The sequence below is a fragment of the Bradyrhizobium sp. AZCC 1578 genome, assembly GCF_036924675.1.
GTDB lineage: Bacteria > Pseudomonadota > Alphaproteobacteria > Rhizobiales > Xanthobacteraceae > Bradyrhizobium.
On the sequence record NZ_JAZHRZ010000001.1, the window covers coordinates 4,150,143 to 4,173,890 of the forward strand.

The following is a 23,748-nucleotide window of genomic DNA, read 5'->3' on the forward strand; positions in this document are numbered from 1 at the left end:
GCGGCAACCTCTGTCGTCATCATCCGCGAAGGCGGATGAATCCAGTACGCCGAGCTGCTCGATTTTTCCACTGAGGCTGGCGATTACTGGATACTCGCCTTCGCGGGTATGACAGTTGGATTCTTGTCGTGTGCCACCCTCTCCTCCAAGAGGAGCGGGACGATCAGTGCGCGTGTCACCAGAAGGGGTCACACCCGCATCGGCATCAGCACGTAGAGTGCGCCCTTGTTGTCCTTGTCCTGTACCAGGGTCGGCGAGCCGGGGTCGGCGAGGCGGAGCACGGCGACTTCGCCTTCGATCTGGGCGGCGATGTCGAGCAGGTAGCGCGAGTTGAAGCCGATATCGAGCGCGTCGGAGGCGTATTCGACTTCGAGCTCTTCGGTGGCGCTGCCGGAATCCGGATTGGTCACCGACAGCACGAGCTTGCCGGCGGACAGCGCCAGCTTTACGGCACGGCCGCGCTCGCTCGAAATGGTCGAGACGCGATCTACCGCCGCCTCGAAATCCTTCTTGTCGACGATCAGTTCCTTGTCGTTGTTCTGCGGGATGACGCGGCCATAATCCGGGAAGGTTCCATCGATCAGCTTTGAGGTCAGCACGACATTGCCGAGGGTGAAGCGGATTTTGCCCTGCGACAGTTCGATTTTGACTTCGGCTTCATTGTCCTCGATCAGCCGCAGCACCTCGCCCACCGTTTTGCGCGGCACGATCACGCCGGGCATGCCGGTGGCGCCGGAGGGCAGCGCCAGATCGATCTGCGCCAGCCGATGTCCGTCGGTCGCAACCCCGCGCAGCGTCGCGGCCTTGGCGCTGCCGGCCGTGTGCAGGTAGATGCCGTTGAGGTAATAGCGGGTCTCTTCCGTCGAGATCGCAAACTGCGTACGGTCGATCAGGCGCTTGACGTCGGCAGCCGCGAGCGAGAACGAATGCGTCATGTCGCCGGCGGCGAGATCGGGGAAATCGCTTTCAGGCAGGGTCTGAAGGGTGAAGCGCGAGCGGCCGGCGCGGATGGCCATCACCGAGCGGTCGCCGTCGGCCTCCAGCACGATCTGCGCGCCGTCGGGCAGTTTGCGGACGATGTCATAGAACATATGCGCCGGCACGGTGGTGGAGCCGGCGGTTCCGGTCTCCGCCGCCAGCGTTTCGGTCACCTCGAGATCGAGGTCCGTAGCCTTCAGCGACAGCCTGGCGTTTTCGGCGCGGACCAGCACATTGCCGAGGATCGGAATGGTGTTGCGGCGCTCGACCACGCGATGGACGTGACCCAGCGATTTCAGCAGTTGCGCGCGTTCGACGGTGACCTTCATTGCAATATCCGCCAGAGATGGAAAAGCCGGGCGGCCCGTCAAGGCAGCGCCGCGGCATTGGAAACCCGAAAAGCCGGATCAGGACCGGATTTGATCAAACCCCCGGGGGGACCGCAAGGTGGCGCGGATGGGGCGCCGGTGCAAGGGAGGCAGGCCGCCGTTCCCCCACTTTTGCGGCGAAAATTGGCAGCAGAAAAAAATCTCCCGCCCACCCAACTCGGGTTTGCCCGAGTTGGGTGGGCGGGAGAGGCCTGGGAGGAGCCAGATCCTGTTCCCTGCTGGAGCATCGGCTCTGACTGAATCAGAACCGATGCTCTAGATTCGTGTTTTGACGCGTTTTCTTCACGCGAACCGGTACCCATCCACGGATCAAGTCCGAGGGACATGCTTCGCTCAAAAACGCCATAGGCGCTATTCCTGCAATTGCCGCTTCAGAGAGTCGACCTCTTCGGACAGCGCGATATCCCGGGCCACCAGTGCCTCTATCTTGCGCACGGCGTGCAGCACCGTGGTGTGGTCGCGTCCGCCGAACCGTCGGCCGATTTCGGGCAGCGAGCGCAGTGTCAGCGTCTTTGCCAGATACATCGCCACCTGGCGCGGGCGAACCACGTTCGCGGTCCGCCGCGATGACAAGAGGTCCGAACGGCTGACATTGTATTGCCGGGCGACAACCCGCTGGATGTCCTCGATTTTGATCCGCTTCGGTTCCTGCGGACGGATCAGGTCGCGCACTTCGCGCTCGGCCATTTCCAGCGTCACCGGTTGGGCGTTGAGCTTGGAATGGGCGAGCAGGCGGTTGATGGCGCCTTCGAGGTCGCGGCCGTTGTGGGTGATGGTGCGCGCCAGATAATCCAGCACTGCCTCCGGCACATCGAAGCTCGCATGATGCGCGCGGGCTGCTGCGACGCGCGATTTCAGGATGCCGAGCCGCAGCTCCTCGCCAAGCGAGCCCATCTCGACAACGAGACCGCCAGCCAACCGCGAGCGCACGCGGTCGTCCAGACTCTCGAGATCGGACGGCGGGCGGTCGGCGGCGATCACCACCTGACGTCCGGCATCGATCAGCGCGTTCAGCGTGTGGCAGAACTCGGCCTGGGTCGACTTGCCCTGCAGGAACTGCAGGTCGTCGATCACGAGCACGTCGATGCCGCGTAGCGCCTCCTTGAACGCCAGCGCCGTCTGTGTCTTCAGCGCAGCGACAAAGCCGTACATGAATTTCTCGGCGGTGAGATAGAGCACCTTGCGCTCGTTCCCCGAATTGCCGGCCCATGTCACGGCCTGCAGCAAATGGGTTTTGCCGAGGCCGACGCCGGCGTGAATGTAGAGCGGGTTGAACATCACGGGATCGCCGCGGCGGCCTTCTGCAACCTGGCGAGCCGCCGCATGGGCGAGGGTATTCGAGCGACCGATGACAAAACTTGCAAAGGTCAGGCGCGGGTCGAGCGGAGAGCCGCCGAGCGCATCATGGCTGGCGGACACCGGCGCAGTGGCGGTGGCGCGCAGTTCAGGCGCGGGCCGGCCATTGATCTGCTCGATACGGCGTTGATCGGCCGGCGCGGTCGGTTCCTTGACGGGCGCGGCGGATCGCATCGCCGTGCGCACGGTGAGGTCGATCCGGTGTACTTCCGGCATCTCGGCCTGCCAGCAGGTCAGGACACGGTCGGCGTAATGCGCCTGGATCCAGCTCTTGAGAAAGCGGGTCGGCACCGACAGACGGACGCTTTCGTCCTGCACGCCTTCGAGGTCCATGCGCGCAAACCAGCTCGTGTAGACGTCCTCGCCCACACTCGTCCGCAACCGCCCCTTCACGCGCGACCAGCGATCCTGTTCCGTATTTGTCATTGCCTGAGAACTTTTCTGAATGAGTAATGGTGTCTTGTGAAATCGGCTGGCGGTACCTTTGCAGGTTTCCTGCCAGACCTGACCTCGGCGCGGCGCTTCAACCACCAGACACAGATCTAACGTTCGGCGGAATCGCCGTTGCACAGATCAAAGGCTGGATGGAGTGGAAGGCTGCCGCGAGGTCAGCGCGTACTCGACGCTCGGTGTGGAGCTCGCGTAGGGGGACGGCCAAAAACGTTGTTCAGGAATTCTGAAGCGGTCTCGATGGAAATAAGCGTGCCGAATGTCGCGTTGATTTCGTAAAGCATAGTACCTCCCCCTCTCGCCGCGAGAGCGCGCGGCGAGTAACCAAATCACCAGTGTTTCAAAGCCAGTCTGCCGCTACCGAACATCCGCTTGTCCGACCGCTGCGTCCGCCGCGTACCTCAGTCTGTCGTCTTCAACACGTTCACGAGCTCCGCGTTCCCAATCGCTGCATGGTCGGCAAGCATCTTATTCCCCTTGTCCGGAGCGCGCTTCAAACGTGAGCGCCACGTCGGGAAATTTAGACACAGAACAACCGTCCTCATATTGCTATGAGTTACCAACTCAGCTTCGCTTGGAAAGCGTCGCTAACGCGCACACCGCCGCCGATTTGCACGTCCGCTCTTGGGTCTCATACCGCGCTGGTCAGGAGAGCCTTGAGCGTCGCGAACGAGTAACAAATACACCAAGCGTGATTTCTGACAATCCGTGATTCGACGATGTCGCGTGACTCTTCGGCTGTGTTGCAACACTGCAAATGCGACACTCCACACCAAGTTTTTGAATCAGCGCAGAGAATCCCGCGGCGCGAACGATCGTGACAATTTTCGCCGCACGCGCAAAATTTTTTAAGAAACCGTTACAATCTTGGTTACCGGGACCAATTTTCAAAACGCTTGTCCTCGCTATGTGGATAAGTGACTAGCGAGACGAAGCTTTTCGGAATTGTTTTTGCAGGGTAACTCGCGCGGCGATGCCGGCGGAGAGGCGGGTGTTGTCTGATCAGGTCAGCCGCCGCGATCGCACTTCGCGCAAATGCGCACGGCAACGCTGGTGCAATAAGTTGCACCTCGTAAAACTACGGGTGCCCGAAATATGACACGCAAGCCGGCGCTCAGCAACGAGACAATTGAATTGTCACGGTTGATCCGGCGCGCGGCCTTTGGTGTGTGTCCGAAATCCAACAGGGTGCACGTCCGTGACGAAAATGAATTTCGTGCTCGTGCTCATGCGCCGGTATGGCAGAAAAAGAAAAGCCCGGCGGCGCCGGGCTTTTGACGAATATCTATTTCTGTCAGTTCACTTCGCGAGCTTGGCGATCGCATGCGTCAGGCGCGACACCTTCCGGCTCGCATTGTTCTTGTGAATGATGTTGCGCTGCGCCGCCTGCATCAGTTCTGGTTCCGCGCGCTTCATTGCTTCCAGCGCCGCATTGCGGTCGCCGCTCTTGATCGCTTCCTCGACGGTCCGGACCGCGCCGCGCATCTGGGTGCGACGCGACTTGTTGACGATGGTGCGGCGGGCAATCTTGCGGGTCGCCTTTTTGGCGGAAGTCGTATTGGCCATGTTCTCAACTATCCTTCGGCTGTCATCGCTCGGGTGGTCGGCCCTTGAGCGCGCCGGCCGTTCAAATTGCGTGATCGCTGGTTGTATTTTCCAGGGTGTTCGTAACGTAAGCCGTTCTTGAGGATGCCATGGACGGAAGCCAAAATGCTCCCGCAAGCGGCGCTGCTCAAAGAACAGCGGCGGCGGGATTGCGCCCGCCGCCATTGGGGGTCTTATAGAGGGCGCATCCTGCACCGTCAACGCTTTCCGGCCTCCCCGAAAGGCCGGAAAAGGCGGCGGAACGGGGCACGTAAGGTGCTGACGAGGTTGAATTTCCGGGGTGCCCCCGGTATTGGCTGACGGCCTTTTGGGGGCGACAGATATAAGGTGACCCATGATCCGCGGTTTTTTCCGGCTTATCGGCCTGCTCCTTCTGGCCGGCGGATTCATCTTCATGGTCTATGACGGGGCCCGTTTCGTTGCCGACCAGACCCTGCGGTTTACCCGGTTCGGCCAGTTCTGGAACGATGTCCATCAGTCCAGCCAACTTGCGTTCCGGACCTGGATCGAGGCTAACGCACCCTGGCTCTGGGACAGTATTATGAAGGTCCTGCTGGACCAGCCGGTTTTCGCCGTCCTGGGCGTGGTCGGCATTCTGCTGATGATCCTGTTCCGGCCCCGCAAGCCGTTGATCGGCTATTCGCGGGACTAGCCTGGCCGGCCGCCGGCCTCGGCCAGGTAACAGGGCTGCGGCAACAGGCGTAAAAGACATATATAGAAGTCCAACCGGCCGATGCTGTCGTCGCGTCCGCCGATCTCCCGCCTGGAGGTACTCCATGTTGTTCATGCGCAAGACCACCGCGTTGCCGAGCGCAGCCGAAGCGCTGCCGGGCCGTGCCACCCCGATACCGACCGCAACCACGCATTTCGTCAACGGCCGCAAGCTTCAGCCACCCTATCCTGCGGGCCTCGAACAGGCAGTTTTTGGATTGGGTTGCTTCTGGGGCGCCGAGCGCAAGTTCTGGGAGCTCGGCGACGGCATCTATGCGACCGCCGTCGGTTATGCCGGCGGGCATACGCCCAACCCGACCTATGAAGAGGTTTGCTCCGGTCGCACCGGTCACACCGAAGTGGTGCTGGTCGTGTTCGATCCGAAGATGATCACCTACGAGCAGCTCCTGAAGACGTTCTGGGAAAATCACGACCCGACGCAGGGCATGCGCCAGGGCAACGATGTCGGTACCCAGTATCGCTCGGCGATCTAACACGTTTGGGGACGCGCAGCGCCAAGCCGCCGACGCGTCGAAGACTACGTACCAGAAGGCGCTGGCGGCGAAAGGCCTTGGCGCCATCACCACCGAGATCACGCCGGCGGGCGAATTCTATTTCGCCGAGGACTATCATCAGCAATATCTCGCCAAGAATCCGGCGGGCTACTGCGGGCTAGGCGGCACCGGCGTGTCCTGCCCGATCGGCGTCGGCGTGAGTGCTTGATTCTTGCTTCTCTCTCCCTCTCCCCGTGAAGAACGGGGAGAGGGAGCTTTGAGCGCCGTCGTCGCACTCGACCTTCCAAAAAACCGTTTATTAACCATACCCGATGCAAGACTAGAGCTGTCTCGCTTTGAGGGATGGCCTAGGTGCGGGTTGTGCGCGCGTTTCGAATACCGATCACTGCGATCATCACCGCGCTCGCGCTGTCGGGCTGCATGCGCACGACCGGGCCGGTTGCGGTCGCACCACAAGGCGATCTCGACCAGATGGCCTATGGCCAGCCCAACAGTCCACCGCCGCGGACGGTCGTGGTCGATTCCGGTGGTGGCGCCATTGGCGCGCTTCGCGCCGCCTTTGCCGCGGCGCCACGCACGGCGTCGGCACCCGCCGTCGTTGCCGCGCCTGTCGCCTATCCCGAACCCGCGCCCGCGCGATACGACGCGGCCTATCATCTCGATGCCGGCGACAAGCTGCGCGTCGTCGTCTATGGTCAGGAGGGCCTGACCAACACCTACGCGATCGACGCCGGCGGCGCGATCACGATGCCGCTGATCGGCTCGGTGCGGGCGCGCGGCCGCACGACCGCGGGGCTGGCGGCGGCGATTTCAGCGAAACTGCGCGCCGGCTTTATCAGGGAACCATCGGTCGCCGTCGAGATCGAAGCCTATCGGCCATTCTTCATCCTCGGCGAGGTCGCAGCACCCGGGCAATATCCCTACGTCCCCAACATGACGGTCGAGAGCGCGGTGGCGATCGCCGGCGGCTTTTCGCCGCGCGCCCGCCGCGACAGTGTCACGGTCACCCACGCCGATGCGTCCGGCACGTCGCGCTTCGTCGTTCCGCCCGGCAGCCCGATCAGCCCCGGCGATACCGTGCTGGTCAGCGAGCGCTGGTTCTAAAGCGCCACGCCATCATCGAATTGTCATCTCGACCGGGCTTGTTTCCTGAGCATTTGTGTCAGGCAAATGCCTCGCATTTGACCAAGAAAATTCACCATCCGTTGTGCGTGAGCGCGAACGCTGCGTTCTGCATCACCTCGAGCCGCTTCGGTGCGATGAATTGGCGCTATGCGCCGAATGCGTTCGAAAGCATGTTCCATCTTGCGCTGCAGCGATGTAGAAACCCGCGTCATTGAATCGAGGCGCTCCGGTTTGTCGGTTGAGTGCCTGCAATCCGGAGTATGACCATGAACTATCACTTGCCGGTCCGCGTGGTGCGCGCGGCGACTGCGGCAGCGTTGCTCGCTTCCATCGCCGTGACGGCCCTGTGCGCCTCTTCGCATCCGGTGTCGGCGGCGGATCCCTATCCGAGCCGGCGCATCACCTTCGTCGTGCCGTATCCCGCGGGCGGCGCCACCGACGTCCTCGCCCGTCTGCTTGCCAACAAGCTGTCGGAGTCGTGGAAGCAGACCGTCCTCGTGGAGAACAAGTCCGGCGGCGGCGGCGTGGTCGGCAACGACTACGTGGCCAAGGCACAGCCCGATGGTTACACCGTGCTGGTCGGCATCACGCAGATCATTCAGGCGCCGAGCCTCGTTACGAAGCTGCCCTACGATGTCTTCAAGGATCTCGCGCCCGTTACCCAGATCGCCTTGTCGACCATCGTTCTGGTGGTCCCCGAGCAGCAGCCGATCAAGTCCGTCAAGGAACTGATCGAATATGCCAAGGCGAATCCCGGCAAGCCTTACGGCACCTTCGGCAACGCCACGACGTCCCACCTCTACGGCGAATTGCTCAAGAAGACCGCCAATATCGACATGACCCATGTCCCCTATCGCGGCTCGGCTCCGCTGACGAACGACCTGCTCGCCAACACGGTTACCTCGGCGTTCCAGGATCTGACCACGGCGAGCTCGCAAATCAAGGCGGGCAAGCTCAGGGCGCTGGCGGTTGGCGGCGAGAAGCGCAGGAAAGCGTTGCCCGACGTGCCGACGATGGGCGAACTCGGTTACCCCGGCTTTGAAATCGAAGGCTGGCTCGGCGTGTTCGTGCCTGCCGCAACGCCCAAGGAGATCGTGAAGAAGCTTTCGGACGAACTCGCCCGCATCATCGCCTCGCCCGAGGGCGTCGCCGGGATCGAGACGCTCAGCCTCATACCGGTGGGCGGATCGGCGGAAACGTTCGAGAAAGTCCTGCTCCGCGACCACGCGAAATGGGCCGATGTCGTGAAGGCTACCGGCGTCAAGGGCGAGTGAGCAGGGGGCACTAGTACTTGTGTCGTCGTTCCGGGGCGCGTCGAAGACGCGAACCCGGAACCTCGAGATTCTCAGGTGCGCAATTGCGCGCCATAGTTCGCGCTAAAGCACGCCCCGGAATGACGGCGGAGAGAGTGCGCGTCCTACTTCTTCAAATGCTTCTCAAAGAACGCCAGACTGCGCGGCCAGGCGATATCGGCGCTGGCCTTGTCGTAGCTGGCGCGTTCGTCGCAGTGAAAGCCATGCTGCGCGCCGGGATAGAGATGGACTTCGACGTCCGGCCGCTTGGCCTTGATGGTTTCGACGTCGGTTAGCGGAATGCCCGCGTCCTTTTCGCCGAAATGCAATTGCGTCGGCACTTGCGGCTTGTCGTCGGCAAAGCGGACAACGGCGCCGCCGTAATAGCCGACCGCGGCAGACAAGCCCGACAGCTTGGTCGCTGCCGCATAGGCGATGCTGCCGCCGAGGCAGAAGCCGATGATGCCGACCGGGCCGACATCCTTCACGGCGTCGATCGCGGCCTGGGTATCGCGCAGCATCGCGGCCCAATCCGGATTGGCGATGAACTTTCGTGCGTTTGCAATCTCGTCAGGCGAATAGCCGCACTGGAAGTTCGGTTGCGTGCGATCGAAGATCGACGGCGCAATCGCGACATAGCCTTCGCCCGCCGATCGGTCGCACACCGAGCGGATGTGGTGGTTGACGCCAAAAATCTCCTGGATCACGATGATCGCCGCTTTCGGCCGACCTGCAGGATCGGCGCGATAGCCGCCCAGTTTGAAACCGTCCGAAGCCGTCAGTTCGATATCTTGTCCCACGGGTCATCCATTTGCGTTTGAGTTGCACGAGATCGATGTTCTGGGGTCGGCTACTGCCACATCCAGTTGTGACCCCAGTCGCCCTTCCAGCCGGCCAGCCTGCCCTTGCGAAATTGCAGATAGAGCCGGTCCTTCTTGTAGAACAGCCCGCTGCCGCCGACGTTGCGGAACGCGAGAAAGATTTCATCGCCGGGACGGCCCCTTATGTAATTGAGCGGGACGCCGAGCGCGCGTGCGGCTTCATCGGTCTCCATGCCGAACGCCAGCGGGATGTTGTTCGACAGCGTCTCAGTGAACGGTGGCGGGTAGGGGCCGTGGAGCGGCGGCAAGTGCTGCGCGGTCGCTTGCGTGAAGCTGCCTGCGATAAGGGCGAGGGCCGCCGCGGCTGTCTTCATGACGCGGCCCTCTTTGGTGTCTTGGCATCAAGGCTATCGAGGAACGGCAGCACGGCATCGATGAAGGCCTGCGGCTGGTCGATGTTGACGGCGTGGCCGGCAGCCGGGATCACCACCTTCTGCGCGCCCGGAATCTTGGCCGCCATGTAGTCGGAAGCGGCGAGGAACGAGGTGTCGTCGGCGCCGACCACGATCAGCGACGGCACCTTGATATCGGGTAGCGATTCGATCACGCGGGCATCGCGCTGGGTCAGCATGCCGCGCGCGGCGCGCGCCAGTCCCGACGCATCGCGATGGGTGACGCTGGAGCGTTCGCGGCTGGCCGATTTCAAAACCTCCAGGCCCTCGCGCTCGAAGCGATCGCCAGTATCGTTCGCGCGCTTGTTCCAGGCCTCGCGGGCCTCGTCCTTTTTGAAGCCCGGGCCGGTATCGATGATCAGCAGCGCGCGGACGCGGTTTGGATGGGCACGGTAGAACGCCAGCGACATGTAGCCGCCCAGCGAGAGCCCGCCGACGATCGCCTTGTCGGTGCCGACGGCGTCAAGCAGCGCCGCCATGTCGGCAACCGTCAGCGCTTCGCTATAGGCTGCGGGATCACTGGGATAATCGAACTGGCCGTGGCCGCGCATGTCCCACAACACGAGCTTGTGATGCTTCGACAAGGCCGCGATTTGGCCCTGCCACATCCCACTGGTCGATGAATAGCCGTGGGTCAAGAGCAGCGGTGGGCCGGAGCCGTGAACCTCGTAATAGATGCGGACCCCGTCGCGATCGATCGTCGGCATTGCGGCTCCCTGGGAATTCCCATGCAATTGTCGGCCGCATCCTAGCGCGATCTGATCGCGAATGGGAAATGCGGAAAGCGAGGGGCATATCAGCGCTTTGACAAGGCCATGACCGCTTGTTGACGACAGCCCGAATTACTCCAGCGAACGATGAGCAAAACAGCGACCAGCATCGGCTCGCGATCTCCGCCGCTTTAATATTTCATCCTTGTACCCCTTCATGTTCGGCCGAACCGTCAGCCAAGCCGGCAAGCGCAGTTGCAGCGCGAATGCCCGCAGCAAGCATGGCGTCTGACAACTCCGGGTCATCGACGGCGCGCGAAAGCTGAAGCGCCCCGATGAAGACGGCAAGGATCGCGATCGCTGTATTCTGCGCTTCAGGGATGGAGTTCTCCTGCGGCAACCGTCGCGCTATCTGCTCGATGAGCGTGCGTAACCGAGCGGTGTAAGCCTTCCGGACGGAGAGGGGCTGGCGGGCAATTTCGGGCAGTAGCGCCGCGGAGGCACACCCGGTGCCGGGCCGGTCACGATGATGCTGAGACAAATAAGAACGGATCAGGTGAGCTAATGCGCCCGGCCTGGGGTCGGGCTCGGCCAGGCTTTGCAGTTGGTCGGCGAGCGCTCGCTCTAGGCCTTCCCTGACCAGGTCACTCTTCGAGCGGAAGTGCGAGTAGAACCCGCCGTTCGTCAGTCCTGCCTCCGCCATGATCCCGGTCATTCCGGCGGCAGCAATGCCGTCCCGTCTGAACCTTTTCGCTGCAGCCTTCACGATTCGCTCGTGCGAGATATCTTTTTGTCGCTTGGCGTAGCGCATCGCGGGGTCCTCCGGCCGAACGCCTATTGCATTACGATCATCATGTGATATTTATACCTTAATCTAAGCTGTTGTTCAACGCGTCGACGGAGGTCCTCATGCGGCAAGACGGTAAAGTGGCGATTGTGACCGGGGCTTCCACGGGCATTGGGTTGGCTTCAGCAAAGGCCTTGCGCGAGGCCGGATTTCGCGTGTTCGGCACCAGCCGACGGATGGCCGCAAGCGGCCCCGACGGCATTACGATGGTCGCCTGCGATGTGACCGATGACGGTTCGGTGAAGCTTGCCGTCGACAAGGTGCTCGATACGGCGGGCAGGATCGACGTTCTCGTCAACAACGCCGGGACCGGCCTGATGGGCGGAGCTGAGGAATCGTCAATCGGTCAAGCCCAGGCGCTGTTCGACGTAAACCTGTTCGGAGTCATGCGCATGAGCAATGCGGTGCTGCCGCACATGCGAGCTCGGCAGGGTGGAAGGATCATCAATATAAGTTCGGTGCTTGGCCTGATACCGGCGCCGTTCTCGGCGCTCTACGCCTCCACAAAGCATGCGCTCGAAGGCTATTCGGAATCTCTCGATCACGAGGTACGGAGCTTCGGCATCCGCGTTTGCTTGCTGGAGCCGGCGTATACCAGCACTTCCTTCGAACAGAACATGGTGCTTCCGGATCAGGCACTGGATGCATACCGCTCGGCGCGAATGCGAGCGGTCACGGTTCTGCAGGACGTGATGAAGACGGCAGATAGGCCCGAAGTCGTCGCCACGAGAGTGGTTGAGGCCGCGACTACAGCATCGCCTCGTCACCGATACACGTGCGGTAAGATGGCTGGCCGGGTGAGCGTGCTGCGCCGCTTTGTTCCCGAGAGCATGTTCGACAAGAGCCTTCGTAAGCAAATGGGGCTGCCGGCATAGTCGTTTTCACGCGCCATCTTCAGACCAACGGTGCGGCTCATGCGCAACGACGTGGGCAATCGCATGCCAATGCCCGACAAGACATCCGCTCTCGCGGATGATGACGTCGCGGGTGCGGCGCATCGCGAACCAGATCGCTAAAATTTTAGCGTTCACAGTAGCCTAAATTCACGATGCCTCTTAAGCCTCGGGGAACCCCTTATCCGCTAGCCTCGGTTGCAAGTCATCATCGCTAGGGGTCTGGGGTTTCATGACATCCGCAACCAACAAGACTGCGACCAGGCGCCGGCTGTTGCTCGCTTCGGATCGGAGCGATCAGAGCAGCGAACTCGCCAGCATTTTGCGGTCCGTCGGTCAGGTCGACACCATCGCAACTTCTGACATTCCCGACAGCCCGGAACGGGACCTGGCGGGCATCGTGGTCGACATCAATCTGCGTTCCGCCGAGAGCGTGCAACTGGTGCGCAACAAGCTGCGGGCCGAGGCCTATCGCGAGATGCCGCGGCTGTTCGTGCTGGCGGACGCGCTTCACCACGGATCGATGCAGGCCTGGGCGCTCGGTGCCACCGACACGATCGCGCGGCCGTTCGATGCACAAGGCATCCTGCAGCGGATCCGCGCCGCGTTTCCGGACAGCGACGGCTACGACGAGACCGATCGCGGCAAGGCCCTCAACAGGGGCGTCGAGGCGGCGCATGCCGTGATGGTCAAGATCTTCGAAAAGCTTCCGGCCGGCGTTCCCCTAAAGTTCAGCGACATCGTCGAGGCCGAAAGCAAGATTCTCAAGGCGATCAAGCACTCCTCCTTGCGGGAATGGTTGACTGCGGTCGGCTGCCACCACACCGGCAGCTATCGCCATTGTCTCTTCGTCACCGGCTTTGCGGTGGCGTATGCGCAGCATCTCGGCATGCGCGACGACGACCAGCGCCGTCTCGCCCGCGCTGCCCTGCTGCACGACGTCGGCAAGGCGTTCATTCCGGTGGCGATCCTGGACAAGCCGGGCCCGTTGACGTTGGAAGAGATGGAAGAGATGCGCCAGCATCCGCGCCGCGGCTACGACGCGCTGTCCGCGCAAGGCGGCTTCCCGCCCGAAATGCTCGACGTGGTGCTGCACCACCACGAATTCCTCGACGGCACGGGCTATCCCAGCGGCCTGAGCGGCAAGGAGATCAGCGACATCGTGAGGCTGACCACGATCGTGGATATCTACGCGGCCCTCGTCGAGAAGCGCGCCTACCGGCTGCAGTTCACCCACGCCCGGGCCTATGGCATGATGGAAGAAATGGGCGACAAGCTCGACCAGCATCTGCTGCACGCCTTTCGCCCGGTGGCGTTTGGGTATTATTGATCTCTCGCTCTACGTGCTGCTATCCAGCATCTTCCGCAGTTCCGCCTTTGCGACCTTCTCCAGCGTCGAGCGCGGCATGTCGTCGACGAAGTGAATTTCGCGCGGTACCTTGAAGTCGGCGAGGGCGGTCCTGCAGGCGGCCATCACGGTGTCGTGCAGATCGCGAGGGGCGCCCGCGACGCCGGCTTGCGGAATGATGAAGACCACGGGCACTTCATCCAGCATCGGGTGCTTCTTTGCCACCACCGCGGCCTCGCGCACGCCGGGCACCACAGCGATCACCTGTTCGATCTCGGAGGCCGCGACGTTTTCGCCGCCGACCTTCAGCATGTCCTTGGTGCGATCGCCGAACTGGATGAAACCGTTCTCGAGCAGCGAGACGCGGTCGCCGGTGATGAAATAGCCGTGCTCGTCGAAACTTTCGCGCGTGGCTTTTTCGTTGTGGAGGTACTCTGAAAACAGCGACAAGCCGGGAATGCCCTTGATCAGAAGATTGCCGGTGTCGCCGACTTCAGTCGGCGTGCCGTCGTCCTCGACGATGCGGATCTGATATTCCGGCGCCGCGCGGCCGATCGACATCGGCCTATTGGGCTGGTCGACTTCGCCGACGATGCCGTGGGTGATGGTCTCCGTCATGCCCCACCAGCCGATCGTCTTGACGCCGAAGGCGGCGAACGGCGGCGGCTCGGATACCGCGGTGCCCCAGAGCCGGAATTTGTGGCTCTTCGGAATCTCGTGTTCCAGCAGCGCTTTCATGCAGAAGGGAATCGTCGAGGTCCATGTGCAGTTGTGCTCAAGCGCCACGCCCCAGAAGCGGCTCGCCGAAAACCGCGGCTGGATCACGCAGGTCGCGCCGACCCACAATGACGCCAGCATCGAATAGGCCAGCGCGTTGGTGTGAAACAGCGGCAGATAGGTCTGGTGCACGTCGCCCGCATGCAGGTCCTCATGCGCGGCGTTGATCTTGGCGCCCCACAATGCGTTGGCATGCGTCCATAGCACCGCCTTTGGCCGCGACGTGGTGCCGGAGGTATATTGCACGCTGCACGGCGCGAACGGATCGGTGGCGCGGCGCGGCCGGTCGGCGCTGTCGGCGAAGAGCTTCTCAAAACTGTCGCCGCGCGGCGCGACTTGCGCCGGCGTACTGCCAGCGTCGTGCGAGATCACGGCGATCCAGCGCAGGTCGCGGCAATTGGCCGAGATCAACTCGGCATAGGCCGGCTGGGTGATGGCGGCGACCGCGCCGCAATGGCCGGCGAAATACTCCATCTCGGCTGCCGCCGAGCGGGTGTTGGTGGTGACGGCGATCGCGCCGAGTTCGACGCAGGCGAACCAGGCCAGCATGGCCTCGATGCAATTGTCGAGATGGATCAGGACGTATTCGCCGGGCTTGACGCCGCGCTTGGCAAGGCCAGCGGAAAGCGCGCCGACGCGCTCGTGGAATTCCCCGTAAGACCAACTCCGCGCCGGCCCCTCGAACGGCGCCCAGATCAGGAATGGATGGTTGCGGCGGCTTTCGGCGCGCATCCGCAGCAGCCACGGCACGTCGAGCCCTGCGAACGGTCCGACAATGCCCGGTGCGGCCTGCGAAAGTGGCATGATTCCTCCCGCGCGGCTCTACGGCCGCCTTGATTTTTGCTTGGGAGTAGTTCTGCCATCGGACGGCGCGGGGCGCAAATCGGGATTCCTACGCTTTAGCCCGTCCTGTCCTCGTACGACGAAATCTCGATCAAGCTCCCGTCCGGATCACGGCAGTAGACCGAGCGCAGCGTGCCGCGGGCGCCTTGCTTCGCGACTGGGCCTTCCTCGATCGCGACGCCGTTGGCCTGCAGGTGCGCCACGACTTCGTCCGGCGTGCTCGACGTCAGGAAGCACAGATCGTCGCTGCCGGCGGTTTCGTGGTCGGCCGTGAACCACTCGACCTTGTCGGCGTCGCGCGGCCGCACGTTGATCTTCTGGTCACCAAACACCAGCGAAGTCCGCGGCGTTTTGCCCGGACCGGGATCGAACACCTTGACCTCCATGCCGAGGATCTTCCGGTACCACTCGGCGGAACGCGCCACGTCCGACACATTGATGACGAGATGGTCGAGAGCGTTAACCCTGACAGACATGCCTTATCCTTTCGTCGCGGTCGGAGACGCTGCGCCCCACTGGCCGCACCCGGGTTTGTTTGTTACAACGCGCGCCGCGTTCGGTTCAATGGAACCGCGCCTCAATAGAAACGGACCGGGCCTGAACCCCGGCCTCCAAGGAGAAGTTTTATGATTTCACGCCGTACCGCGATTTGCCTGGCCGTCATCGGCCTTTCCACTGCCGCTTCGATCGGCAGCGTTTCGGCGGCGGATTATCCGACCCGGCCGGTGAGATGGGTCGTTGGATATCCGCCGGGTGGCGCGACCGATATCATTGCGCGGCTGATCGGGCAGCGGCTCTCCGAGCGGCTCGGCCAGCAATTCGTGATCGAGAACAAGCCCGGCGCCGGCAACAATATCGCGACCGAATCCGTCATCAACGCCGAGCCGGACGGCTACACATTGCTGCTGGTCAATCCCGCGAACTACATCAACGCCACGCTCTACTCCAATCTGAAGTTCAACGTGGTCCGCGATCTTGCGCCGATCGCGGCGTTCAATCGCGTGCCGAACGTGATGACGGTGAACAAGGACGTGCCGGCCAAGACGGCCGCCGAGTTCATCGCCTATGTGAAGGCCAATCCGGGCAAGGTGAACCTGGCTTCGTCCGGCAACGGCACGTCCGTGCATCTATCGGGCGAAATGTTCATGGCGATGTCCGGCGCCAAGATGCAGCACGTGCCCTATCGCGGTGCCGCGCCCGCGATCACCGATCTGCTCGGTGGCCAGGTCCAACTGATCTTCGACAACATGCCTTCCATCCTCCAGCATGTCCGCGCCGGTTCGGTGCGGGCGCTGGCCGTCACCAGCACGACAAAGTCGCCGCTGTTGCCTGATGTGCCGGTGCTCGCCGACACCATCCCCGGCTATGAGGCGAGCGCGCTGTTCGGCGTCGGTGCACCGAAGAACACGCCGAAGGAAGTCATCGCCAAGCTGAACAAGGAGATCAACGAGATCCTCGCCGAGCCGGCGATCAAGGCCCGCCTGACCGAGCTTGGCGGCGAGCCGCTGATCGGACCGCCGGAGGCATTCGGCAAGATGATCGTGGCCGAAACCGAAAAGTGGAAGAAGGTGATCGAGGAAGCCAAGGTTGAAAAGGTGCAGTGATCTACGTCACGGAACATAGGCGCAGCCGCGGTGTTTTATGGCAAAGGCGACGCGGCCTTGCGTCCTGTGAAGGAGATCGAAGATGCGCAGTGCAATACTAGCGACATTGGCGCTGACGGTGGCGACAGTCGCCACCGTCGCGGGCAGTTCACCCGCGGCGGCGTATGACTATCCCTATTGCCTCCAGGGTCGCACGATCGGCATTCCTGGCGACTGCTCCTACAGCAGCTATGGTCAGTGCATGGCATCGGCGTCGGGGCGCGGGCTCTACTGCAACGTCAATCCACGCTTCGCCTATGGGCAACAGCAGCGGCGGATGCGGGTTTATCGGGATTATTGATCGCGCCTCGCAAGCCTTCCGCATGATGGCCGGGCGAGAGCGCTGTTCGCGCTGAACGATCCGGCCATCGGTGTCTCTCTCTTCCGCCACTCCCGACTTCGTGCACACGCCGGCTTGACGGCGTTTTGTTTGCATCTATACTAAACCACATGGTTAAGTATCAGGAAGACGTTCTCGACCGCACCTTTGCCGCACTGTCCGACCCAACCCGGCGCGCGCTGCTGGCGCGGCTTGGCGATCGCGAAAGCCTGTCGGTCAGCGAACTGGCCAAGCCGTTTTCGATGTCGCTGCCCGCGATCATCAAGCATCTCGATGTGCTGTCCGATGCCGGCCTGATCGCGCGCGAAAAGACCGGACGCACGGTCGCGTGCCGGTTGACCGCCGAGCCGATGGAGCAGGCGATGGACTGGCTCAACCGCTACCGGCGCTTCTGGTCCGACGCGCTCGACCGCCTTGCCGCTTTTGTGGAGGAAGACCCATGGCCACCCAGTCAAGCCTTGCCAAGCACGATACTGCCCGCGACGCCGAACTCGCCGCGCGGCCCGGCCTCACGCTCACGCGCCGGTTCAGCGCGGCGCCCGAAAAAGTCTACGCCGCGTGGGCCGACCCGCAAAAGCTAGTGCAATGGTTCGGGCCGACCTCCGTCGAGGAGGGCTCGGTCAAGGCCGACATCGATCTGCGCGTCGGCGGGCGCTACCGCATCAGCTTCCGCGCCAATGGCGATTACAACGAGGTCGGCGGCGTCTATCGGGAGGTCGTTCCGAACGAGCGGTTGGTGTTTAGCTGGGCATGGCATTCCACGCCGGAGCGGGAATCGCTGGTTACCATCTCGATCAGGCCGGAAGGAAGCGGTTCGCTGCTCGTCTTCAATCACGCGCAGTTCGTCGACGAGAAAGCGCGCGACAATCACCAGCGCGGCTGGACCGAATTCCTCGTCAAACTCGAAAACTATATGGCCTGAACGAGGAGCCTGCCATGCCATCGAACGCCGTTGTTTCCCGCGAGGAATGGATCGTCGCCCGCAAGGCGCACCTTGCGCGTGAGAAGGAATACACCCGAGCGCGCGAGCGTCTGAGCGAAGAACGGCGCGCGCTGCCCTGGGTCAGGGTCGAAAAGAACTACGTATTCGATGGGCCCGGCGGAAGGGTCTCGCTCGGCGACCTGTTCAAGGGGCGGAGCCAGCTCGTGGTGCAGCACCTGATGTTCGCGCCCGACTGGAGCGAGGCCTGCAAGAGCTGCTCGTTCTGGGCAGACGGTTCGAGCGCATGATCCCGCATCTGGCCGCCCGCGACACCACGATGGTCGCGATCTCGCGCGCACCGCTGCAAAAGCTTACCGCATTCAAGCAGCGGATGGGCTGGACCTTCGATTGGCTGTCGTCGGGTGCAAATGAGTTCAATTACGATTACGGTGTCTCGTTCACACCCGAGCAGCTCAAGTCAGGCGCCACGCTCTACAATTTCGGCACGACTCCCTTCGGCGGCGAAGAGGCGCCGGGCATCAGCGTGTTCTACCGCGACGAGGCCGGGAACGTCTTCCACACCTATTCCTGTTTCTCGCGCGGCCTCGACATGATGAATGCCGCCTATCACTATCTCGACCTCACCCCGCTCGGGCGTCACGAGGAGGGCCTGCCGTATCCGATGGACTGGGTGCGACTACGTGACCAATACCAGCCGTCACAGGTTCAGGCATCCTGTTGTCATGGTTAGTCGTCGCTAGCCCCACATTCCCAGTCGTCATTCCGGGATGGTGCGCAAGCACCAGACCTCAGATGTGCAATTGCACATCGGGGAATCTCGATATTCTCAGGTGCGCAATTGCGCACCACAGTTCGATGCTGCGCATCTCCCGAGATGACGTCGTATCGACAGAAATACCGGAGAGTAATGCAATGCCTTACGTCGATGGCTTCATCGTCGCCGTGCCGAAGAAAAATCTCGAGGCCTACACCCGCTTGTCGAAGAAGGCCGGCAAGATCTGGCGCGAATATGGCGCGCTCGACTATCGCGAATGGGTTGCTGAGGACGTCAAGGTCGGCAAGGTCACGTCGTTTCCGCGCGCCGTGAAGCTCAAGCCGGGCGAAACCGTCGTGTTCGCCTGGATCACCTACAAGTCGCGCGCCCAGCGCGACAAGATCAACGCCAAAGTGATGGCGGACCCGCGGCTTAGCGAAATGATGGATCCGAAATCGAAGCCGCCGTTCGACGGGAAGCGGATGATCTATGGCGGATTCGAGAGCCTGGTGAAGGTGTAGGCGGAGCTTCGCCGGTGCATCAGCCATGTTTCGGGGGGCGGCCGGTGGAAAGCTGGGGCCAAGCCCGGCGGTTCGTTCCATTGTGATACAACTGTCAAACAAGCCCTTTAGGACATCCGGTACCGCAGCCACGGATACCGGATTGAAATGGCCGAGATCGAGATTTGGGCGCTTCGCAAGGCTTTTGACGGCGCCGAGGTTCTGAAAGGCGTCGATCTCACGATTCAAGACGGGGAGTTCATCTCCCTCGTCGGCCCATCCGGGTGCGGCAAATCCACGCTTCTGCGCGTTATCGCCGGTCTCGAACCGCAGTCCTCCGGCGAAGTCCGGATTGATGGTGTCAGTGCCGACGGCATCAGGCCGAGCGCGCGCAATCTGGCAATGGTGTTCCAGTCCTACGCGCTTTATCCGCACCTGAGCGTGTTTGACAATATCGCCGTTCCGCTGCGGATGAAGCGCCTGTCTGCGCTGGAGCGGGCGCCGTTCGTGGGCCGGCTGATGCCGAGCCGCCGCCGCGCCGAACGCATCATTCGCGACGATGTCGAAAGGGTGGCCGAGCAGCTCGAAATTTCGCCGCTGCTGAAGCGCAAGCCCGGGCAATTGTCCGGCGGTCAGCGCCAGCGCGTTGCCGTCGGCCGCGCCATCGTGCGTCAACCGCGCGCGTTTCTGTTCGACGAGCCGCTATCCAATCTCGACGCCAAGCTTCGCGTGCACATGCGCGCCGAGATTGCCCAGTTGCACCGCCAGCTCAAGACGACCTTCATCTATGTCACCCATGACCAGGCCGAGGCCATGACCATGTCGGGCCGGATTGCCGTCATGATCGGCGGCGAGCTCATTCAGGTCGGCACGCCCGCCGCTGTCTATGACGACCCCTGCGATATCCGCGTCGCCGAATTCGTCGGAACGCCGAAGATAAATGCATTTCCCGGTCGTATCCGCAGCGATGGCCGGTTGGAGATGCTCGGACATGTTCTCCATATGGCGACCGCGGCGCCGGAAGGAGAGTGCCGCATCTGCGTCCGGCCGGAGCGGATCGAGCTGGCTTCGCACGGATTGCTTTCCGGCACGGTCGTGCATCTGGAAAATCTGGGATCGGAAGCCTTCGTCCATATCGGCAGCGCGGGCACGGATGCGCCTGTGGTGGCGCGCGTCAACGACCCCAGTCAGTTGCCCGCGATCGGGGCCACCGTCGGCTACGGTTTTGCGCCGGAGGCGGTTCGCGCCTTCGACGCTGATGGCAAGCGCATCGTGACTTCGGTCCCGTCGCGCGTCGAGCGGCCGCGGGAGATGGCCGTTGTCTGACGCCGCCACCGCGCTGCAGGGAGTGGCGATGGCGCCACGCGTCCCAGCGCGGGTGATTGCCAGTTTCCGCCGGACAGGGCGATCGCAGGCAGCCTATGCGCTGGCCGCGCCAGCCTTCGTGCTGATGCTGCTGATGCTGATCGGCCCGCTCGCCGGCGTGATCGCGCTCTCGTTTACCGACTATCAGCTCGGCGCGCCGGCGTTCTCCTGGATCGGCCTCTCGAACTACCGGGAGATGTTCGCCGACCGGGTGTTCTGGATTTCGCTGAAGAACACGCTGACCTATGTCGCGATCGTAGTGCCCGGCGCGGTGGCGCTCGGGCTCGGCGTTGCCCTCCTGATCCAGAGCGGCGCCGGGCTCAAGAGCTGGTATCGCACCGTCTACTTCCTTCCTGTCATGGCGACGTTGATTGCGATGGCGATCGTCTGGGAATTCATGCTGCATCCGCAGTTCGGCCTGGTGAATGGACTTTTGCGCGTCGCCGGCCTGCAGGGCCATAGCTGGCTGCAGGATCGCGGCACCGCGCTTTATTCGCTGTGCGTGATCGGTATCTGGCAGGCCACTGGCTTCAACATGGTGCTGTTTCTCGCCGGCCTCGTCTCGATCCCGAAGCATCTCTACGACGCGGCCGAGATCGACGGCGCCGAAGGCGCGTGGTCGCGTTTCCGCCTGGTGACGTGGCCGATGCTCGGGCCGGTCACCCTGTTCGTGGTGGCGATCTCGGCCATCCGCTCGTTCCAGGTGTTCGACACCGTTCAGGTCTTGACCAAGGGCGGCCCCTCGAAATCGTCGGAAGTACTTATCTACACGATGTATACCGAAGGGTTCGAGTTCTTTCGCTCCGGTTACGGCGCGGCCGTTACCGTCGTGTTCCCGGCCTTCGTGCTGCTGCTCACCCTGCTCAAATCGGCGCTCGGCAACCGGGAAGTGCACTACGCATGACGCCGCGGGCTCGCATGCTTCTGTGGTCTGCGATCCGGCACATCGTGCTGCTGGCGGGAGCGCTGGTGATGCTGACGCCGTTCATCTGGATGGTGTCGACCGCGTCAAAACCTCAAACCGAGATTTTTTCATCCGATCTGCACCTGATCCCCTACCACTTCGCGCTGTGGGACAATCTGCTGATAGCTTTCGCCAAGGCCGATCTATGGCGCTATCTGCTCAACGGCTTGATCGTCACGGCCTCGATCTTCGGCCTTCAGGTGCTGGTCGCCCTGCCGGCCGCCTACGCCCTCGCCAAATTGCGCTTTCTCGGCCGTGACGTGCTGTTCGCGCTCGTAGTGTTTTGCATCCTTATTCCGCCGCAGGCGACCGCGATCCCGGTCTTCCTGCTGCTGCATAAACTGGGTGTTCTCGATAGTTATGCGGCGCTGGTTCTGCCGTTCACGATCTCGGTGTTCGGGATTTTCCTGATGCGCCAGTTTTTCAAGACCGTGCCCGACGACCTGATCGACGCCGCGCGAATGGACGGGATTTCCGAGTTCGGCATCGTCTGGCGCGTGATGCTTCCGACTGCGATTCCGGCGGTGACCGCGTTCGGCATCTTCTCGGTGGTCGCGCACTGGAACGATTATTTCTGGCCGCTGATCGTGCTGAACAGCGAGCATTTGCAGACGCCGCCGCTTGCGGTCGCGCACTTCCGAAACAATGAGGCCGGAACCAATTACGGCCCGCTGATGGCGGCGGCGATGGTCATCATCGCCCCGCTCGTCATCGCCTTCCTGTTCGCCCAGCGACGCTTCATCGAAGGCATCACGCTCACCGGCATCAAGTAACCGAGTTTTTCAAACCTCAGGAGACGACAATGTTCAGAACATGGATTGCCGCAGCCGCCCTTTCGCTTGCCGCCGGCCTCGCGCATGCGCAGACCGAAGTCGTCGTTCAATACCCCTATGCCGAATTGTTCGAAGGCACGCACAAGCGCATCATCGAGGAGTTCGCCAAGGTGCGACCGGACATCAAGGTCACGCTGCGTGCGCCCTATGATTCCTACGAGGAAGGCACCCAGAAAGTGCTGCGCGAGGCGGTGACCAACCAGATGCCCGACGTGAGCTTCCAGGGTCTCAACCGCATCCGCGTGCTGGTCGACAAGAACATTCCCGCCGAACTCGACGGCTATATCGCGGCCGAGAAGGATTTCGACAAGCAGGGCTTCCATCAGGCGATGTTCGATATCGGCACGGCGAGCGGCAAGGTCTATGCGCTGCCGTTCGCGATTTCGCTGCCGATCGTCTACGTCAATCTCGATCTGGCGAGGAAGGCCGGCGCCGACCCGGCCAATCTGCCGAAGACCTGGGACGGGCTGATCGATCTCGCCAAGAAGATCAAGACATTGGGCCCTGATATCAACGGCATCACCTATGCCTGGGACATCACCGGCAACTGGCTGTGGCAGGCGCCGGTGTTTTCGCGCGGCGGCACCATGTTGAACGCCGAGGAAAACAAGGTGGCGTTCAACGGGCCGGAAGGCCAGTTCGCGATCAGGACCCTGGCGCGCCTTGTCAGTGAAGCCGGCATGCCCAATCTCGACCAGCCGGCGATGCGCGGACCTTTGCCGCCGGCAAGACCGGCATTCACGTCACCTCGACCTCCGACCTCAACAAGACCACGCAGATGATCGGCGGCAAGTTCGAGCTGAAGACCCACACGTTCCCGGACGTGGCATCGCCGAACGGCCGGTTGCCGGCCGGCGGGAATGTCGTGATGATCTTGGCCAAGGATAAGGCCAAGCGTGACGCGGCCTGGGAGGTCGTGAAATTCTGGACCGGCCCGAAGGGCGCTGCGATCATGGCGGAGACCACCGGCTACATGCCGCCGAACAAGGTCGCCAACGACATCCACCTGAAGGATTTCTACGTCAAGAATCCGAATAATTACACAGCGGTCAGCCAGCTCGCGCTGCTGACCAAATGGTACGCCTTCCCCGGCGACAACGGTCTCAAGATCACCGACGTGATCAAGGATCATCTCAACTCCATCGTGACGGGTGCTCGCACCAAGGAGGCGGAAGCCGTGCTCGCCGACATGACGAGCGACGTGCAGAAGCTGCTGCCGAAGACGGTAGGTTCGGTGCGTTGACGACAACTGCCTTACCAGGAACCGCTGCGGCTACCACGCCACGCCGCGGCG

General features: G+C 62.4%; 25 protein-coding genes and 2 pseudogenes. 18 read left to right on the top strand and 9 right to left on the bottom strand.

The features are described 5' to 3' along the window. Window positions 1-188: 188 nt before the first annotated feature. The gene (gene dnaN, locus V1290_RS19770; protein WP_334365958.1) at window positions 189-1,307 is read right to left on the bottom strand and encodes a DNA polymerase III subunit beta; all 1,119 of its coding nucleotides are present in this window, start codon (window positions 1,305-1,307) and stop codon (window positions 189-191) included. 411 nt (window positions 1,308-1,718) lie between these two features. Then, the gene (gene dnaA / locus V1290_RS19775; RefSeq protein ID WP_334365959.1) at window positions 1,719-3,149 is read right to left on the bottom strand and encodes a chromosomal replication initiator protein DnaA; all 1,431 of its coding nucleotides are present in this window, start codon (window positions 3,147-3,149) and stop codon (window positions 1,719-1,721) included. 1,119 nt (window positions 3,150-4,268) lie between these two features. Here dnaA and V1290_RS19780 point away from each other — a divergent pair. Next, window positions 4,269-4,451, top strand: coding sequence for a hypothetical protein (locus tag V1290_RS19780; RefSeq protein WP_334365960.1), 183 nt, complete (start codon window positions 4,269-4,271; stop codon window positions 4,449-4,451). Between the two features lie 21 nt (window positions 4,452-4,472). On the opposite strand, the gene rpsT is transcribed toward V1290_RS19780, so the two are convergent. Beyond that, complete coding sequence (rpsT, locus tag V1290_RS19785; protein WP_028347803.1) at window positions 4,473-4,739, bottom strand: 30S ribosomal protein S20; 267 nt, start codon at window positions 4,737-4,739, stop codon at window positions 4,473-4,475. 373 nt (window positions 4,740-5,112) lie between these two features. Here rpsT and V1290_RS19790 point away from each other — a divergent pair, with 373 nt between their 5' ends. The 4 genes and pseudogenes from V1290_RS19790 (at window position 5,113) to V1290_RS19805 (ending at window position 8,403) form a co-directional block, all read left to right on the top strand. Further along, window positions 5,113-5,430 carry a hypothetical protein gene (locus V1290_RS19790; protein ID WP_334365961.1) on the top strand — a complete coding sequence of 106 codons (318 nt, stop codon included), beginning with the start codon at window positions 5,113-5,115 and terminating at the stop codon, window positions 5,428-5,430. A gap of 124 nt (window positions 5,431-5,554) precedes the next feature. After that, window positions 5,555-6,212, top strand: a pseudogene (msrA, locus tag V1290_RS19795) (peptide-methionine (S)-S-oxide reductase MsrA). Window positions 6,213-6,355: 143 nt separating this feature from the next. Further along, entirely contained in the window at window positions 6,356-7,108 is a 753-nt protein-coding gene (locus V1290_RS19800) for a polysaccharide biosynthesis/export family protein (protein WP_442894052.1), read from the top strand. Between the two features lie 287 nt (window positions 7,109-7,395). Then, the gene (locus tag V1290_RS19805; protein WP_334365962.1) at window positions 7,396-8,403 is read left to right on the top strand and encodes a Bug family tripartite tricarboxylate transporter substrate binding protein; all 1,008 of its coding nucleotides are present in this window, start codon (window positions 7,396-7,398) and stop codon (window positions 8,401-8,403) included. 143 nt (window positions 8,404-8,546) lie between these two features. Here the strand turns inward: V1290_RS19805 and V1290_RS19810 are convergent, their stop codons facing one another. The 4 genes from V1290_RS19810 to V1290_RS19825 all read right to left on the bottom strand — a co-directional run bounded on the left by V1290_RS19810 (window position 8,547) and on the right by V1290_RS19825 (window position 11,215). Next, window positions 8,547-9,221 (bottom strand): dienelactone hydrolase family protein, encoded by a 675-nt coding sequence (locus tag V1290_RS19810; RefSeq protein ID WP_334365963.1) that lies wholly within the window; start codon window positions 9,219-9,221, stop codon window positions 8,547-8,549. A gap of 50 nt (window positions 9,222-9,271) precedes the next feature. Beyond that, window positions 9,272-9,616 (bottom strand): hypothetical protein, encoded by a 345-nt coding sequence (locus V1290_RS19815; protein ID WP_334365964.1) that lies wholly within the window; start codon window positions 9,614-9,616, stop codon window positions 9,272-9,274. Continuing rightward, window positions 9,613-10,401 (bottom strand): alpha/beta fold hydrolase, encoded by a 789-nt coding sequence (locus V1290_RS19820; RefSeq protein ID WP_334365965.1) that lies wholly within the window; start codon window positions 10,399-10,401, stop codon window positions 9,613-9,615. The genes V1290_RS19815 and V1290_RS19820 overlap by 4 nt, the downstream gene beginning before the upstream one ends. A 202-nt stretch (window positions 10,402-10,603) precedes the next feature. Further along, on the bottom strand, window positions 10,604-11,215 hold the full coding sequence (locus V1290_RS19825) for a TetR/AcrR family transcriptional regulator (protein ID WP_334365966.1): 612 nt from the start codon (window positions 11,213-11,215) through the stop codon (window positions 10,604-10,606). A gap of 98 nt (window positions 11,216-11,313) precedes the next feature. Here V1290_RS19825 and V1290_RS19830 point away from each other — a divergent pair, with 98 nt between their 5' ends. Both V1290_RS19830 and V1290_RS19835 read left to right on the top strand, forming a co-directional pair. Continuing rightward, on the top strand, window positions 11,314-12,126 hold the full coding sequence (locus tag V1290_RS19830; RefSeq protein WP_334369101.1) for an oxidoreductase: 813 nt from the start codon (window positions 11,314-11,316) through the stop codon (window positions 12,124-12,126). A 250-nt stretch (window positions 12,127-12,376) separates the two neighbouring features. After that, window positions 12,377-13,474, top strand: a complete 1,098-nt coding sequence (locus V1290_RS19835) for an HD-GYP domain-containing protein (protein WP_334365967.1) — start codon at window positions 12,377-12,379, stop codon at window positions 13,472-13,474. A 9-nt stretch (window positions 13,475-13,483) separates the two neighbouring features. On the opposite strand, the gene V1290_RS19840 is transcribed toward V1290_RS19835, so the two are convergent. Together V1290_RS19840 and V1290_RS19845 are read right to left on the bottom strand one after the other, a co-directional pair. After that, on the bottom strand, window positions 13,484-15,073 hold the full coding sequence (locus tag V1290_RS19840) for an AMP-binding protein (protein ID WP_334365968.1): 1,590 nt from the start codon (window positions 15,071-15,073) through the stop codon (window positions 13,484-13,486). Window positions 15,074-15,168: 95 nt separating this feature from the next. Then, window positions 15,169-15,588 (bottom strand): VOC family protein, encoded by a 420-nt coding sequence (locus V1290_RS19845; RefSeq protein WP_334365969.1) that lies wholly within the window; start codon window positions 15,586-15,588, stop codon window positions 15,169-15,171. Window positions 15,589-15,738: 150 nt separating this feature from the next. On the opposite strand from V1290_RS19845, the gene V1290_RS19850 reads away from it, so the two are divergent. The 11 genes and pseudogenes from V1290_RS19850 (at window position 15,739) to V1290_RS19900 (ending at window position 23,697) form a co-directional block, all read left to right on the top strand. Beyond that, window positions 15,739-16,716, top strand: coding sequence for a Bug family tripartite tricarboxylate transporter substrate binding protein (locus V1290_RS19850; RefSeq protein ID WP_334365970.1), 978 nt, complete (start codon window positions 15,739-15,741; stop codon window positions 16,714-16,716). Window positions 16,717-16,798: 82 nt separating this feature from the next. Further along, window positions 16,799-17,056, top strand: coding sequence for a DUF3551 domain-containing protein (locus V1290_RS19855; RefSeq protein WP_334365971.1), 258 nt, complete (start codon window positions 16,799-16,801; stop codon window positions 17,054-17,056). Window positions 17,057-17,205: 149 nt separating this feature from the next. After that, the gene (locus V1290_RS19860; RefSeq protein ID WP_334365972.1) at window positions 17,206-17,676 is read left to right on the top strand and encodes an ArsR/SmtB family transcription factor; all 471 of its coding nucleotides are present in this window, start codon (window positions 17,206-17,208) and stop codon (window positions 17,674-17,676) included. Continuing rightward, window positions 17,676-18,017 carry an SRPBCC family protein gene (locus V1290_RS19865; protein WP_334369102.1) on the top strand — a complete coding sequence of 114 codons (342 nt, stop codon included), beginning with the start codon at window positions 17,676-17,678 and terminating at the stop codon, window positions 18,015-18,017. The genes V1290_RS19860 and V1290_RS19865 overlap by 1 nt, the downstream gene beginning before the upstream one ends. A 14-nt stretch (window positions 18,018-18,031) precedes the next feature. Beyond that, window positions 18,032-18,768: pseudogene (locus V1290_RS19870) on the top strand (DUF899 domain-containing protein). Window positions 18,769-18,950: 182 nt separating this feature from the next. Next, window positions 18,951-19,313, top strand: a complete 363-nt coding sequence (locus V1290_RS19875; protein ID WP_334365973.1) for a DUF1428 domain-containing protein — start codon at window positions 18,951-18,953, stop codon at window positions 19,311-19,313. Window positions 19,314-19,460: 147 nt separating this feature from the next. Then, window positions 19,461-20,618: an ABC transporter ATP-binding protein gene (locus V1290_RS19880; RefSeq protein ID WP_334365974.1), complete on the top strand. Its 1,158-nt coding sequence runs from the start codon at window positions 19,461-19,463 to the stop codon at window positions 20,616-20,618. A 28-nt stretch (window positions 20,619-20,646) separates the two neighbouring features. After that, window positions 20,647-21,561, top strand: a complete 915-nt coding sequence (locus V1290_RS19885) for a carbohydrate ABC transporter permease (RefSeq protein ID WP_334369104.1) — start codon at window positions 20,647-20,649, stop codon at window positions 21,559-21,561. Between the two features lie 14 nt (window positions 21,562-21,575). Beyond that, window positions 21,576-22,394 (top strand): carbohydrate ABC transporter permease, encoded by an 819-nt coding sequence (locus V1290_RS19890; RefSeq protein ID WP_334365975.1) that lies wholly within the window; start codon window positions 21,576-21,578, stop codon window positions 22,392-22,394. Window positions 22,395-22,423: 29 nt separating this feature from the next. After that, window positions 22,424-23,236, top strand: a complete 813-nt coding sequence (locus V1290_RS19895) for an extracellular solute-binding protein (RefSeq protein WP_334365976.1) — start codon at window positions 22,424-22,426, stop codon at window positions 23,234-23,236. Then, window positions 23,191-23,697, top strand: coding sequence for an extracellular solute-binding protein (locus V1290_RS19900; RefSeq protein WP_334369106.1), 507 nt, complete (start codon window positions 23,191-23,193; stop codon window positions 23,695-23,697). The genes V1290_RS19895 and V1290_RS19900 overlap by 46 nt, the downstream gene beginning before the upstream one ends. Window positions 23,698-23,748: the final 51 nt, after the last annotated feature.

What these genes read in the sequence shown, in the direction of transcription:
- dnaN (WP_334365958.1), bottom strand. Translation starts at nt 1,307, where the DNA reads ATGAAGGTCACCGTCGAACGCGCGCAACTGCTGAAATCGCTGGGTCAC.
- dnaA (WP_334365959.1), bottom strand. Translation starts at nt 3,149, where the DNA reads ATGACAAATACGGAACAGGATCGCTGGTCGCGCGTGAAGGGGCGGTTG.
- V1290_RS19780 (WP_334365960.1), top strand. Translation starts at nt 4,269, where the DNA reads ATGACACGCAAGCCGGCGCTCAGCAACGAGACAATTGAATTGTCACGG.
- rpsT (WP_028347803.1), bottom strand. Translation starts at nt 4,739, where the DNA reads ATGGCCAATACGACTTCCGCCAAAAAGGCGACCCGCAAGATTGCCCGC.
- V1290_RS19790 (WP_334365961.1), top strand. Translation starts at nt 5,113, where the DNA reads ATGATCCGCGGTTTTTTCCGGCTTATCGGCCTGCTCCTTCTGGCCGGC.
- V1290_RS19805 (WP_334365962.1), top strand. Translation starts at nt 7,396, where the DNA reads ATGAACTATCACTTGCCGGTCCGCGTGGTGCGCGCGGCGACTGCGGCA.
- V1290_RS19815 (WP_334365964.1), bottom strand. Translation starts at nt 9,616, where the DNA reads ATGAAGACAGCCGCGGCGGCCCTCGCCCTTATCGCAGGCAGCTTCACG.
- V1290_RS19820 (WP_334365965.1), bottom strand. Translation starts at nt 10,401, where the DNA reads ATGCCGACGATCGATCGCGACGGGGTCCGCATCTATTACGAGGTTCAC.
- V1290_RS19825 (WP_334365966.1), bottom strand. Translation starts at nt 11,215, where the DNA reads ATGCGCTACGCCAAGCGACAAAAAGATATCTCGCACGAGCGAATCGTG.
- V1290_RS19830 (WP_334369101.1), top strand. Translation starts at nt 11,314, where the DNA reads ATGCGGCAAGACGGTAAAGTGGCGATTGTGACCGGGGCTTCCACGGGC.
- V1290_RS19835 (WP_334365967.1), top strand. Translation starts at nt 12,377, where the DNA reads ATGACATCCGCAACCAACAAGACTGCGACCAGGCGCCGGCTGTTGCTC.
- V1290_RS19840 (WP_334365968.1), bottom strand. Translation starts at nt 15,073, where the DNA reads ATGCCACTTTCGCAGGCCGCACCGGGCATTGTCGGACCGTTCGCAGGG.
- V1290_RS19845 (WP_334365969.1), bottom strand. Translation starts at nt 15,588, where the DNA reads ATGTCTGTCAGGGTTAACGCTCTCGACCATCTCGTCATCAATGTGTCG.
- V1290_RS19850 (WP_334365970.1), top strand. Translation starts at nt 15,739, where the DNA reads ATGATTTCACGCCGTACCGCGATTTGCCTGGCCGTCATCGGCCTTTCC.
- V1290_RS19855 (WP_334365971.1), top strand. Translation starts at nt 16,799, where the DNA reads ATGCGCAGTGCAATACTAGCGACATTGGCGCTGACGGTGGCGACAGTC.
- V1290_RS19860 (WP_334365972.1), top strand. Translation starts at nt 17,206, where the DNA reads ATGGTTAAGTATCAGGAAGACGTTCTCGACCGCACCTTTGCCGCACTG.
- V1290_RS19875 (WP_334365973.1), top strand. Translation starts at nt 18,951, where the DNA reads ATGCCTTACGTCGATGGCTTCATCGTCGCCGTGCCGAAGAAAAATCTC.
- V1290_RS19880 (WP_334365974.1), top strand. Translation starts at nt 19,461, where the DNA reads ATGGCCGAGATCGAGATTTGGGCGCTTCGCAAGGCTTTTGACGGCGCC.
- V1290_RS19885 (WP_334369104.1), top strand. Translation starts at nt 20,647, where the DNA reads ATGGCGCCACGCGTCCCAGCGCGGGTGATTGCCAGTTTCCGCCGGACA.
- V1290_RS19890 (WP_334365975.1), top strand. Translation starts at nt 21,576, where the DNA reads ATGCTTCTGTGGTCTGCGATCCGGCACATCGTGCTGCTGGCGGGAGCG.
- V1290_RS19895 (WP_334365976.1), top strand. Translation starts at nt 22,424, where the DNA reads ATGTTCAGAACATGGATTGCCGCAGCCGCCCTTTCGCTTGCCGCCGGC.